The organism is Alcaligenes sp. NLF5-7, assembly GCF_024266725.1.
GTDB classification, from domain to species: domain Bacteria; phylum Pseudomonadota; class Gammaproteobacteria; order Burkholderiales; family Burkholderiaceae_B; genus Alcaligenes; species Alcaligenes phenolicus.
Genome location: NZ_CP100755.1, coordinates 1,587,654 through 1,599,735 on the forward strand (window position 1 = coordinate 1,587,654; position 12,082 = coordinate 1,599,735).

Here is a 12,082-nt window from a genome sequence, read left to right on the forward strand (position 1 = left end):
AAAGGGAGACCTGACCCATGAAATTACGTCACATTCTGGCCGCTCTGGCATGTACAGCCGCCACCCTGGCCGTGGTTCCCGCTGCCCAAGCCGCCTACAAATCCGAGTACAAGCTGTCCATCGTGGTGGGTACCACTTTCCCTTGGGGCCAAGGGGCGGTGATCTGGTCCGACCTGGTGCGCGAGCGCACCGATGGCCGCATCAATATCAAGATCTACCCCGGCACCTCGCTGGTACAAGGCGACCAGACACGCGAGTTCACTGCCATTCGCCAAGGCATGATTGATATGGCCGTGGGCTCCACCATCAACTGGTCCCCCCAGATCAAGCAGTTGAACCTGTTCTCCCTGCCATTCCTGCAACCGGATGCCAAAGCCACCGACGCTTTGATCAACGGCGAAGTGGGCAAGGATCTGTTCGGCTACATCGAGAAAGCCGGTGTGGTGCCTCTGGCCTGGGGTGAAAACGGTTTCCGTCAGCTCAGCAACTCCAAACACGAAGTGACCAAGCCTGAAGACATGAAGGGCCTGAAACTGCGCGTGGTCGGTTCGCCGCTGTACATGGACACCTTCAGCGCCCTGGGTGCCAACCCCACGCAAATGAGCTGGGCAGATGCACAACCCGCACTGGCTAATAAGGCTGTAGACGGCCAGGAAAACCCCCTGTCCATTTACGCCGGTGCCAAGCTGTACGACGTGCAGCAGCAGTACCTGACCCTGTGGAACTACGTGTCTGACCCACTGGTGTTTGTGGTGAACCGCGACGTGTGGAAATCCTGGAGCGAGGAAGACCAGAAGATCGTACGTGAAGCCGCTATTGAAGCCGGTAAACGTGAAATCGTGATTGCCCGTACCGGCATCACGGCGGAAGATCCTACCTTGCTCAAAGAGATCGAAAGCCACGGTGTGAAGGTCACCAGCCTGACTCCAGAGCAACATGCTGCCTTTGCCAAGGCAACCGAAGGCGTGGTCGAGAAGTGGACCAAGACCATTGGTGAAGATCTGGTGAAGAAAGCACGCGACGCGATTGCTGCCAGCCGCTAATTAGCTGGGTTTGAAAGACTGAAAGCCGGGCCTGAATGGGCCCGGCTTTTTTATTGTCTGGCTGCCCCGCACAAAACAAACCTCATGAAAGCAGCAGCCTACGAGCGCAGCGTGGGGATACTTTCAACCTCCGGGTTACCCTCGAAGAAAGAAATGCCATAAATCGGCGGCACAACCTGAGGGCATTCTTTACAGCCTACACATATCAAAAACCAGCTTCCTTCTGAGCGATCAGCAAGTCCAAGACACCGTGTCAAAGCACGTTGACCGCTGAGCCCCAAAAAAATCCCGCTTATTCCTTGAAGCGTATCGCCAGCATTTCACCCGTCGCACAAACTTCGCCATTCGCGCTAAGCGACAGGTCCACCCAGACCTTGCGTCCATCCAGCTCACGCAGCTTGCCTTGTACCGTCAGCTCTGTCCCCATTGGAGTGGGACGCCGAAACTCCACTTTCAGGGAGGCTGTCACGCAACGGATCGGCTCCTCGCTGGTGCCCATCTCGATATTCAGATCCCTATAGATGAAGGCTGCCGCAGAAGCGGTGCCATGGCAGTCCAACAAGGAGGCAATCAAACCGCCATACACATGATTGGGCACGCCACCGCTGTAAATCGGCTTGGGGGTGTAGCGGGCCACGGTATCGTCGCCGTCCCAATAGCTCTTTAGCTGATGCCCGTCGGGATTATGTTTGCCGCAACCGTAGCAATGGCTGAAGTTGTCGGCATAAAAATCTTGAAACGCTTTAACCATATGAGTATCTGCTGTCCTCAAAGAAACCAAGAGGCCGTGCTCCACTTGGTAGCACGGCCTATTTCTTAAGCCACTAAAGGTAATTTGTCAGCGCTACGAGCCAACAACCCACCCAGGAGCGTAGGCACTAACAAGGCCTGCAATATCTTATTGAAACGCCGTTTCCAGAAAGCTGCGCAGCTTGCGCGAATGCAGCCTTTCTTTGGGCATCTCGCGCAGCAGTTCCAGCGCCCGGATGCCAATATGCAGATGCTGGCCAACCTGACGTGCATAGAATTCGCTGGCCATACCCGGCAGTTTCAGCTCGCCATGCAAAGGCTTGTCCGACACGCACAGCAAAGTGCCATACGGGACACGGAAACGGAAGCCATTGGCAGCAATGGTGGCGGACTCCATATCCAGCGCAATCGCCCGCGACTGCGACAAGCGCCGCACCGGCTCGTGGTGGTCTCGCAACTCCCAATTACGGTTATCAATAGACGCCACCGTACCCGTGCGCATGATGCGTTTCAGCTCCCAACCTGACAGCCCGGCCACCTCGGCCACGGCTTGCTCCAGGGCAACCTGAATTTCCGCCAGAGGAGGGATGGGCACCCAAGTAGGCAAATCCTCGTCCAGCACGTGATCCTGACGTACATAACCATGTGCCAGTACGTAATCACCCAGACGCTGGGTAGTACGCAAACCGGCGCAATGGCCCAGCATCAGCCAGGCAGCAGGGCGCAGAACGGCAACGTGGTCGGTAATGGTCTTGGCATTGGATGGCCCCACGCCGATATTGATCAGGGTGATGCCGGAATGATCGGCACGGCGCAAGTGATACGAGGGCATTTGCGGCGCGCGAGCCAAAGGCGAACCGGTTGTCGATGCATTCGCACCCGCCGGAGTGATGATATTGCCCGGCTCCACCAGATCTATATAGCCTTGATCATCCGCCTGCAGCACTTCACGCGCCCACTGGCAGAACTCGTCCACATAAAACTGATAATTGGTGAACAGCACAAAGTTCTGAAAGTACTCGGGACGAGTAGCGCTGTAGTGCTGCAAACGATGCAAGGAGTAATCGATACGCGGCGCAGTAAAAGGCGCCAGCGGCAAGGGTTCGTTATGCATGCGCTCCCACGTACCGTTGACGATGGCATCGTCCATATACGCCAGATCGGGTACATCGAAGTGATCGCGCAAGGTGTCACCGGGCGATTCAGGCACGGTTGTCACCGTGGACTGCACACCATTATTCAGGGCGAAATGCAGCGGGATAGGCACGGAGGATTCCCCCACTTCCACCTGCACACCGTGATTGCGCAGCAGCAGTTCCAGTTGCTCCAGCAAGTAATCGTGATAGAGGCCAGGAGCGGTAATGGTGGTCATGTACACGCCAGGCTCGACCACATGCCCATAAGACAGGCGGCTATCCACTTCCTGATAGGTATCGACGCGCAAACGCACGGCAGGGTAGCAGGCTCTGAAGCGCTGCCCGCGTGGAAATCCGGTTTTCAGACACTGGGCAAAAGAGTCGCGCAAAAAAGCGGTGTTGCGGTCGTAAATATGGCGCAGCTGCTCCAAAGCCTGGCCGGCATCCTGATAGCCATTGAATGGAATCAGCTCCGGCGTGGACGTGATACGAGAAAAACCGCTGGGATCAGACATAACAAGTATTCCAAGGGGAAACAAAGACAAGCAGATCTGCAAGCATCATAAGCTGTTTATTGTTCCGCCTCCTACACGACTCCATGACAAGTTCAGCCGCCTGATCCTGACGCTCATGCACCAGCCGAACAGACAGGCCTGACCGTCTGCCGCTTTCGCGGACCATCGCTCCCCAATACAGATGTTCGGCTATCGGTTTCGCCTGCGCTTAAAGCCATCAACCATATACCTTTGCAATGGCTCGCCTAGCGCCCCAGCGTCTTGCCATATCCGAGCAAGGCAACCCAGACCCAGTCCCACTCAAAGCAAATGTCGTTACTGGTTTTTGACTGAATCACAAGCCCTACTGTCCACACAATGGACACGACTATCGTTGGTTTTGAGACTGAATTTACTCACAGGCCCCATTTAAACAGGCAGCTTTACCCCGGTTTTGGGCAAATTCCATTTTTCCGGGATCAGGCAGGTCGAGCCCTGGCGCAAGCCCTTGACCCAAGACCCTGTTTTTATGCTAATGGCGCTAGACAAGCGGCTTGGCGGGCATATCAGGTATTTCAAGCGGGACCAGATGAGGCAGCTTATGATGGCAAGTGGAAGTCAGGCACGTCTTCTACCTCATATATAAGACTTGCCCAAATCCAGTAAATACATTAAGTATGTAGTCTTAATACTTTTAGTATTAAATCCAGCTAGCGTCAGTCCTTCATAATTTAAGTTATCCAACCTGGCAGTGTGCTCGGCATGCGTGTGAGACATAGCTCGTCATCGCGCAAATTAGCTTGTATTTAGGCTAATTTACAATGGGTTAGCGTATTTTAATGATTTTCGCTTCAAGCATTTGCTCGCCCTCTGATGTCATTTGTGTCTTGGCGCCGCGTGGGTCTTGTCACCCGCGATTTCAGCAAGATCTGAAAGTGCTCTTGACCAGGTAATTGCAGTTAGCAAGGCCGTTTTGGCCTGCCACTGTACCGAATCACTTTTAACTATCAGCAAGGGTACACATGACCACTCGAATCTCCTGCCAGCGACTGCAAGTCGCCGAGGTGCTTCATCAGTTCATCGAACAAGAAGCCCTGCCCGGCACAGGTATCTCCTCCGAAGCCTTCTGGGCTGGTTTCGATAAGCTGGTCCATGATCTGGCACCTAAAAACCGCGCCTTGCTGGCCGAACGCGACCGCTTGCAAGTCGAACTGGACAAGTGGCACACGGCCAACCCAGGCCCCATCACCGATATGCCTGCCTACAAGAGCTTCCTGAGCTCCATCGGCTATCTGAAAGAAGCGCCTGCCAACGTCAAGGTCAACACGGCCAACGTCGACACCGAAATCACCGAACAAGGTGGCCCTCAGCTGGTTGTGCCCATCATGAACGCACGTTACGCGCTGAACGCCGTAAACGCACGCTGGGGCAGTCTGTACGACGCGCTGTACGGCACGAACGCCATCCCTGACACTGACGGTGCTCAGCGTGGCGGTGGCTACAACGCCGTGCGCGGTGCCAAGGTTATCGCCTTTGGCCGTCAGTTCCTGAACGACACCATTCCTCTGGCTCAAGGCAGCCACGATCAGGCTACCTCCTACACCATCGCTGACGGCGCTTTGCGTGTCACCCTGGAAAACGGCGGCACCACCGGTCTGAAAGACGCCTCGACCCTGCTGGGTTACCGCGGTCAGCCCGATGCGCCTGAAGCCATCGTGTTCCTGCACAACGGCCTGCACTTTGAACTGCAGATCGACCCCAACAGCCCCATCGGCAAGACCGACCCGGCTGGCGTGAAAGACATCGTTCTGGAAGCCGCACTGACCACCATCATGGACTGCGAAGACTCCGTGGCTGCCGTGGACGCCGACGACAAGGTCCTGGCATACCGCAACTGGCTGGGTCTGGTGACCGGTTCGCTGACCGAAGAAATCAAGAAAGACGGCAAGGTCTTTACCCGCCGCCTGGCTGACGATCGCCAGTACACCGACCTGAAAGGCGCTACCCAGACTCTGGCTGGCCGCTCCCTGATGTTCGTGCGTAACGTCGGTCACCTGATGAGCAACCCTGCCATCATTGACGGCGAAGGTCGCGAGATCCCTGAAGGCATTCTGGACGCCGTGATCACCACCCTGATCGGCATGCGCGATCTGAAACTGAAGAAAAACTCGCGCAGCGGCTCGCTGTACATCGTCAAACCCAAAATGCACGGTCCTGACGAAGTGGCGTTTGCCAGCGAGATCTTTGACCGTGTGGAAAGCCTGCTGGGTCTGGCTCCCAACACCGTCAAGCTGGGCATCATGGACGAAGAGCGCCGCACCAGCGTGAACCTGAAAGCAGCTATTGCCCAGGCCACCGAGCGTGTCGTGTTCATCAACACCGGCTTCCTGGACCGCACGGGCGACGAAATCCACACTTGCATGCAAGCTGGCGCCGTAGTGCGCAAGGCCGACATGAAACAAGCTGACTGGCAGCCTGCCTACGAGCGCAACAACGTTCAGATCGGCCTGCAATGCGGTCTGCGTGGTCGTGCCCAGATCGGTAAAGGCATGTGGGCCATGCCTGACCTGATGGCTGAAATGCTGGAGCAAAAGATTGGTCACGTGAAGGCCGGTGGCAACACCGCCTGGGTACCATCGCCTACCGCTGCCACGCTACACGCCTTGCACTACCACCAAGTCAATGTGGTCGACGTTCAGAAGGGTCTGGAAGGCGACACCAACGACTACCTGGACAGCATCCTGACCATTCCTGTGGCCACTGACACCAGCTGGTCCGCCAAGGAAATCCAGGAAGAACTGGACAACAACGCTCAGGGCATCCTGGGTTACGTGGTTCGCTGGATTGACCAGGGCGTGGGCTGCTCCAAAGTGCCTGACATCCACGACGTAGGCCTGATGGAAGACCGCGCTACCCTGCGTATCTCCAGCCAGCACATCGCCAACTGGCTGCTGCACGGCATCGTCACCCACGAACAAGTGGTTGAAACCCTGCAGCGCATGGCTGCTGTGGTGGACCAGCAAAACGCGGGTGACCCAGCCTACCAGAACATGGCCGGCAACTTTGAAGGCTCCTTTGCCTTCCGCGCTGCTCAAGATCTGGTTCTGAAGGGTCTGGAACAGCCTAACGGCTACACCGAGCCTTTGCTGCACCAATGGCGTCTGGCTTTCAAAGCCGCTCAAGCCTGAAGCACACCATACTGCCCGGAGTTCACCTCCGGGTAACAGTACCCCCAAAATCCCCATCTTGCTGGTTCAGGATGGGGATTTTTTTTCGTCTCCTGTTTCCAGCTTTGCGGCAAAGAGGAATTTGAATCGTCGCTCGGCACAAGCAGCATTTCCAAGTTTTCAAGCAGGTTTGAGTCTCGGGGCTCCGGCTTCGGAGCTTGGCGAACATCCCTGTTTGCCTCATCTCGTTATAAACTCGAACTCATAACGATTTTGACCGACAGGAAACCCCATGAAATCTTTGCTGTTTTCCGCCGCTTGCCTGCTGGCCATCACCACCACCGCTCACGCTTCCGACCTGCTAATCGCTACTGGCGCAGGCTACCGCAAGCCCGTCACGGAATTGATGGAAGCCTTCAATAAAGAAACAGGCCTGACGGTAGAGAGCAGCTTTGGCAATATGCAGCAGGTCCGCGCCCAGAGCGAGCAAAATCCAGACATTGCTGCCATTATTGGCGACCGCTTTTTTCTGGAGCCCATGGGCATTGCCCAGCAGTTCGTGAACATCAGCCAGGGTGCCCTGATGCTGGCCGTGCCCAAGGGCAAGACCATTGATTCCATCCAGGACTTGCAGCAGCCCAGCTATGCCCGCATTGCCATTGGTGATGCCAAGAAAACTGTCTACGGCCGCGCCGCCACCACCTGCATGGAACGCGAAAAAATCCAGGCCGAGGGTCGCAGCATTGAAGTCGCCATGCTGCCGCAGGTATCCACCTACCTGCTCAATGGCGAGGTGGACGCCGGTTTCATCAACCGCAGCGAAGCGCTGGCCCACAAGGACAAGCTGGGTACCATCCTGCCCATGCCAGCCCAATGTCACGACCCGATTGATCTGAGCCTTGCCGTGCTCAAGGACCGTCCTGCAAGCCCTGCCTTGCAATCCTGGACCCAGTTCCTGGGCTCGGACAAGGCCAAGTCCATTCTTGAGCGCCACGGCCTGTGATGTCCGCCTGGATGAGCTGCTCCAGTAGCTCGCTGGGCCTGAGTGTATATGTGCTGACTGCCACCTTGGTGGCTCAATTGGTTCTGGGGGTAGCGCTGGCCTGGGTACTGGCCAGAAAGCGCTTTCCAGGCCACGGATTACTCGATTCGCTGGTGAGCCTGCCGCTGGTTTTCCCACCGATTGTTATCGGTTACTTGCTGCTGCTTGCCTTGGGTAGACAGGGCTGGTTGGCCAGTGCCACCGGCTGGTCACCCAATATTGTTTTTCAGCCTGCGGCCTTGTTGATTGCTGCCTTTATCGCCGGGCTGCCATTGATGGTCAAACCCGTGCAAAACAGCATGAACAGCCTGTCGCCACGGCTGCGTGAAGCGGCAGCCACACTGGGCCACGGCACCTGGTCCTACTTCTTCCGGGTGGAATTGCCCTTGCTGCGTCCTGCCTTGGCCACCGGACTGATTCTGTCAGGCGGACGGGCCATGGGAGAAGTGGGCATTTCGCTGATGTTGGGTGGCAATATCGCGGGTCGTACCGAAACCCTGTCTTTATCTATCTACAACGCCGTCCTGGATGGCAACACAGACTGTGCCAATGCGCTGTCCTGCTTGCTGGGGCTGACGGCATTAGCCTGCTTTTGGGCGCTGCGGCGCTACGGGAATCAAAAATGACGGTTTTTTTTGAACAAAGCCAAATCGACCAATGGATTGGCGAGGATGCCTCCTACCTGGATCTGACCAGCCACATGCTGGGACTGCACAACCAGAACACCACACTGCGTTACGTCGTGCGTGACCATATCCGCGTGGCAGGCACTGAGGAGGTGGCCGAGATTGTGCGCTCTTGCGGCGGCCAGACTCAGCACTACACCCCCAGCGGCGTGGCAGCGATGCCCGGCCAGACCATTTTGCTGGCACAAGGCCCCGCCAAAGCCTTGCTGCGCGCCTGGAAGGTCGGCCAGAACCTGCTGGAGTTTGCCTGCGGCATCGCCACCCTGACACATCAAGTCGTGCAAGCCGTGCAAACGGTAAATGCCTCGGTGGCTGTGCTGACCACTCGCAAACATGCGCCTGGGGTACGCAAGCTGGCCTTGAAAGCCACACTATCGGGCGGAGCCATGCCGCATCGGCTGGGACTGGGCGAAACCATTTTGATCTTCCCCCAGCACCGCGCGCTGATGGGTGGCTGGGAGGAGGTGGGCCGGGCGATTGCCCGTCACAAATACGCCTTGTGCGAAAAGAAAATCGTGATCGAAGCGGCAGATCTGGATGAAGCCTATAGCGCGGCTCAGGCGGGCGCGGACGTGGTGCAGTTCGACAAAGTCCCGCCCGAGACCCTGGCACAAATTGTGCCTGCGCTGCGCAAAGCGCATCCCAACGTCACCATTCTGGCAGCGGGCGGGATTCATGCAGGTAACGCAGCCGCCTATGCCGCAACAGGTGTCAATGCCTTGGTGACCAGCAGCCTGCACTACGCGAAACCGGCCGATATTGGAGTGAAGATCAACTTGGCAGAGCCAGCAGAATCGCAAGAGCCGCTTGTTGCCAGCAAACTGGAAGGGCTGGAATAAAATCACCGGCCGCTCACTATTTGTCAGCCTGGCCCACTAGGGTGTTAAGCGAAAACAAGGAAGGTGAGCTCCAGCATTAGAGCCAGTCATCAAACGACAGAGTTGCAAAGCACCACCAATAGAAAAACAGATCGCTGAATCCGACAAAAAATGCGGGAATCAGCATGAACCTTACGCCTGGCATCTGCCCCCTGGCGGTTTGGAAAGCATGCAGCTCCGTGAACAAGTGTCCACAAAAAATGTGAACTCAGACAGTCTCCTTAGACCCCAAATGCTGCAACAAGCGCTGCATGGGTTTGGATAGGGCGCCCCAGTCCTGATAACACAGGCACAAGGAGCGCTTGGCCCAGGCGTCACTCAAAGGCCGCGCCACAAAGCCATGGCGACGCCTGTAGCGGCTGGCCACGCCTTGCGGCACAATCCCCAGGCCCACACCGTGGGCCACCATCTGGCACAGCCCTTCGAAGGTTTTCATACGGATGCGCTGCACCCAAGCATGGCCTGCTGCGCGAGCATGTTCGTCCAGATGGTCTTGCAGGGCATTACCCGGCATCAGGCCCACGAAGGGCTCATGCAGAACATCCTGCAAGCTCAATTTGCTGTGTGCCACCAAGGGGTGAGCCGCAGCCATAATCAGCACCAGATGATCCTTGGCCACCGGCTCCAGCACCAGCCCCGGTGCCTGCACTGCATCCGACACCACACCGGCCTGGGCCAAACCGGCGGCAACCGTACGCACAATATCTGCGCTGGTACGCTCTTTCAGCTCGATATGCAGATTCGGCCGTTGTGCCAGCCAGGGAGCCAGACGGGATGGCAGAAAGTCGGTTAAGGCCGCCGTATTCGCATACAGGTGCAAAGTCCCCCGCGCTCCAACAGCGAAATCCTGCAATTCGCCTTTCAGCAGATCATGCTGACGCAGCATCAGCCATTACCACTGTGAAATCCAGGGAGAAGACGGCAAGATGATTGCGACAGTGGAAAGCGCCGTCATGACCTTGAAAGGGGATCGGGCCCAGGGGCGTTAAAACTCCTGCTGCAGACTTCTTCAAGCCTCAACCACAGCACCAAGAAGCAGACAGCTTCTTTTAAACTTAAATAAAATAGAAAACTGGCTATCTATCTGTAAATAAATAATATTCTGAAACCGACCAGCCCCGATCAGGGATAGCCCCCATGCCCACCCAGCCGCTCAACTTTTACACTAGGCGCTGGTCACGCGCATCCTTATGCTCTGGAACAAGGGGTTCCCAATGTCGGCAGAAAATGGCTTGGATCTGTCGGTGTTGTACCGCCATCCAATCTTTCATTCGCACAGCGCCGAGCTGTCTCATCAGCCGCTTAGCCGGGCCATTTCCCGGCATGCCCTGCATTGGGGTCGCGGGCGCATCAACACCAGCCTGTACCGTCGCGATATTGATCAGATCAGCCTGATGCGACTGGGCTACGGTGCCGAAGTGGAAATCCAGGCCGATGCCTTCGGGGACTTCTGTCTGGTGCAAATGCCTTTGCAGGGTACGGCCGAATTCATCAGCGATGGTCATCACAAACTAACGGCCTATCCCGGCGATATTGCGGTGGTGTCTCCCCGCCATCATGTGCGCACCTTGTGGCAAGCCGGTTGCGAACAGCTGATCGTGAAAATCCCCTACAGCCTATTTGACGGTGTGGGCCATCAGACGCTGACACAAGAGGGCATGACCCGAGGCTGCGTCTACAAGCTGGACCCCTGTATGGGCCCACAATGGGCCAACCTCATCCAGCATCTGCTTCTGCTACCGACGCAACATAGCGACCGTCCAGCCAACTGGACACAGCATATTGAAAGCAGCCTGGCCTTGTTCCTGCTGTGTCATCCTGCCGATGAACAAGCCGTGCAGACTCTGGTGGATGAGTCCATGGGAGCGGCGGCCCGAGCAGGGCAGATGCGTCTGCTCCAAGCTAAAAACTATGTATTGGCGCATTTGCACAGCAACATCTCACTGGATGATCTGGCGCAGGCAGCGGGTGTGAGTCCCCGCTTCCTGCATCTGCTGTGCCGTCGTCACTACAAACAGTCCCCCATGAGCTGGGTACGCAATCTGCGTCTGGACGCCGCCCATCAGGTGCTGCAAAGCCGACCCCGCCCCAACGTCACCGAGGTGGCACTGGCGCATGGTTTTGGGCATCTGGGGCGGTTTTCTGCCTACTACCAGCAACGCTTCAAGGAACTGCCCCATCAAACGGGGCAGACACGGCACACAAGCATCAAACAGTCTTAGATGAACATGGACTTGTTGATGGGCAGATTGTGCTTCTTACAGTAGCTGGTGTAGTGGTCGATCATCCAGAACACATCAATGATTTCCAGGATGTTGTCGTTCTCGTCCAGGAACTCGATGGGCGTGCCCAGGTGGAACAGGGTTTCCATGCCTTCGTCGGACACCAGGGTGTGCGTGCGACCGGGGCTTTCGTGGATGTAATGACCGGCGCGGGCCACCCAATCGTATTCCTCGTAGCGCAGGCTGCCGGACAGAATGTAGCCGGTCACCACAGCGCGGTGGCGATGACGCCCCAAAGAACCACCTTTGTCAGCGCGCATGATGTGCACCGAGGTGTTGTTGCGAATATCAAAGCTCAGGTGACGCAGCCAGATATTGGGGCCGAAAGGAATCCAGGGGGAGGTTTCCTCGGACGTATCGAAGTGGCCTTCAACCAGCGCGTATTCGTCGCGTACCTTGTCGATGCGTTTTTCAATGTCGATATAGGGTGGGGTGCTGTTTTGAGTCATGACTTGTCTCTCTCATAGAAATAAAAGCCGCTGTGTTTCCCACACAGTCGGATGCCAATCCCCCCGGATTGACCTGGTTTCATTCTATGAAGCCATTTGGCGCCGAACTATCCAGCTTTGGCACAACGTAGCGGCGCACTATCCAGTTCTGGCAC

10 protein-coding genes are annotated in these 12,082 nt (G+C 56.6%); 6 read left to right on the forward strand and 4 right to left on the reverse strand.

Annotation, left to right across the window (positions count from 1 at the left end):
• Nucleotides 1–17: 17 nt before the first annotated feature.
• Nucleotides 18–1,043, forward strand: a complete 1,026-nt coding sequence (locus tag MID00_RS07440) for a DctP family TRAP transporter solute-binding subunit (RefSeq protein WP_009461178.1) — start codon at nt 18–20, stop codon at nt 1,041–1,043.
• Between the two features lie 292 nt (nt 1,044–1,335).
• Here the strand turns inward: MID00_RS07440 and MID00_RS07445 are convergent, their stop codons facing one another.
• Both MID00_RS07445 and MID00_RS07450 read right to left on the reverse strand, forming a co-directional pair.
• Complete coding sequence (locus MID00_RS07445) at nt 1,336–1,794, reverse strand: PaaI family thioesterase (RefSeq protein ID WP_203145230.1); 459 nt, start codon at nt 1,792–1,794, stop codon at nt 1,336–1,338.
• A 147-nt stretch (nt 1,795–1,941) separates the two neighbouring features.
• Nucleotides 1,942–3,444 carry an AMP nucleosidase gene (locus MID00_RS07450; RefSeq protein ID WP_254500102.1) on the reverse strand — a complete coding sequence of 501 codons (1,503 nt, stop codon included), beginning with the start codon at nt 3,442–3,444 and terminating at the stop codon, nt 1,942–1,944.
• 1,001 nt (nt 3,445–4,445) lie between these two features.
• Between MID00_RS07450 and MID00_RS07455 the strand changes: the two genes are divergently transcribed.
• The 4 genes from MID00_RS07455 to modD all read left to right on the forward strand — a co-directional run bounded on the left by MID00_RS07455 (nt 4,446) and on the right by modD (nt 9,157).
• On the forward strand, nt 4,446–6,611 hold the full coding sequence (locus tag MID00_RS07455) for a malate synthase G (protein ID WP_254500103.1): 2,166 nt from the start codon (nt 4,446–4,448) through the stop codon (nt 6,609–6,611).
• A gap of 271 nt (nt 6,612–6,882) precedes the next feature.
• Nucleotides 6,883–7,593 carry a molybdate ABC transporter substrate-binding protein gene (gene modA, locus MID00_RS07460; protein WP_021447124.1) on the forward strand — a complete coding sequence of 237 codons (711 nt, stop codon included), beginning with the start codon at nt 6,883–6,885 and terminating at the stop codon, nt 7,591–7,593.
• Between the two features lie 11 nt (nt 7,594–7,604).
• Nucleotides 7,605–8,258 carry a molybdate ABC transporter permease subunit gene (gene modB, locus MID00_RS07465; RefSeq protein WP_254500104.1) on the forward strand — a complete coding sequence of 218 codons (654 nt, stop codon included), beginning with the start codon at nt 7,605–7,607 and terminating at the stop codon, nt 8,256–8,258.
• On the forward strand, nt 8,255–9,157 hold the full coding sequence (gene modD / locus MID00_RS07470; protein WP_009461185.1) for a ModD protein: 903 nt from the start codon (nt 8,255–8,257) through the stop codon (nt 9,155–9,157). The genes modB and modD overlap by 4 nt, the downstream gene beginning before the upstream one ends.
• Before the next feature lie 247 nt (nt 9,158–9,404).
• Here modD and MID00_RS07475 read toward each other — a convergent pair whose 3' ends face one another.
• Nucleotides 9,405–10,082: a LysR substrate-binding domain-containing protein gene (locus tag MID00_RS07475; RefSeq protein ID WP_254500105.1), complete on the reverse strand. Its 678-nt coding sequence runs from the start codon at nt 10,080–10,082 to the stop codon at nt 9,405–9,407.
• A 328-nt stretch (nt 10,083–10,410) separates the two neighbouring features.
• Here MID00_RS07475 and MID00_RS07480 point away from each other — a divergent pair, with 328 nt between their 5' ends.
• Entirely contained in the window at nt 10,411–11,418 is a 1,008-nt protein-coding gene (locus MID00_RS07480; RefSeq protein WP_226349720.1) for an AraC family transcriptional regulator, read from the forward strand.
• Here MID00_RS07480 and MID00_RS07485 read toward each other — a convergent pair.
• Complete coding sequence (locus tag MID00_RS07485; protein ID WP_009461189.1) at nt 11,415–11,927, reverse strand: 2,4'-dihydroxyacetophenone dioxygenase family protein; 513 nt, start codon at nt 11,925–11,927, stop codon at nt 11,415–11,417. The genes MID00_RS07480 and MID00_RS07485 overlap by 4 nt on opposite strands.
• Nucleotides 11,928–12,082: the final 155 nt, after the last annotated feature.

Coding starts and splice junctions, on each gene's coding strand:
- MID00_RS07475 (WP_254500105.1), bottom strand. CDS start 10,082: ATGCTGCGTCAGCATGATCTGCTGAAAGGCGAATTGCAGGATTTCGCT.
- modA (WP_021447124.1), top strand. CDS start 6,883: ATGAAATCTTTGCTGTTTTCCGCCGCTTGCCTGCTGGCCATCACCACC.
- modB (WP_254500104.1), top strand. CDS start 7,605: ATGAGCTGCTCCAGTAGCTCGCTGGGCCTGAGTGTATATGTGCTGACT.
- MID00_RS07450 (WP_254500102.1), bottom strand. CDS start 3,444: ATGTCTGATCCCAGCGGTTTTTCTCGTATCACGTCCACGCCGGAGCTG.
- MID00_RS07480 (WP_226349720.1), top strand. CDS start 10,411: ATGTCGGCAGAAAATGGCTTGGATCTGTCGGTGTTGTACCGCCATCCA.
- MID00_RS07440 (WP_009461178.1), top strand. CDS start 18: ATGAAATTACGTCACATTCTGGCCGCTCTGGCATGTACAGCCGCCACC.
- modD (WP_009461185.1), top strand. CDS start 8,255: ATGACGGTTTTTTTTGAACAAAGCCAAATCGACCAATGGATTGGCGAG.
- MID00_RS07445 (WP_203145230.1), bottom strand. CDS start 1,794: ATGGTTAAAGCGTTTCAAGATTTTTATGCCGACAACTTCAGCCATTGC.
- MID00_RS07485 (WP_009461189.1), bottom strand. CDS start 11,927: ATGACTCAAAACAGCACCCCACCCTATATCGACATTGAAAAACGCATC.
- MID00_RS07455 (WP_254500103.1), top strand. CDS start 4,446: ATGACCACTCGAATCTCCTGCCAGCGACTGCAAGTCGCCGAGGTGCTT.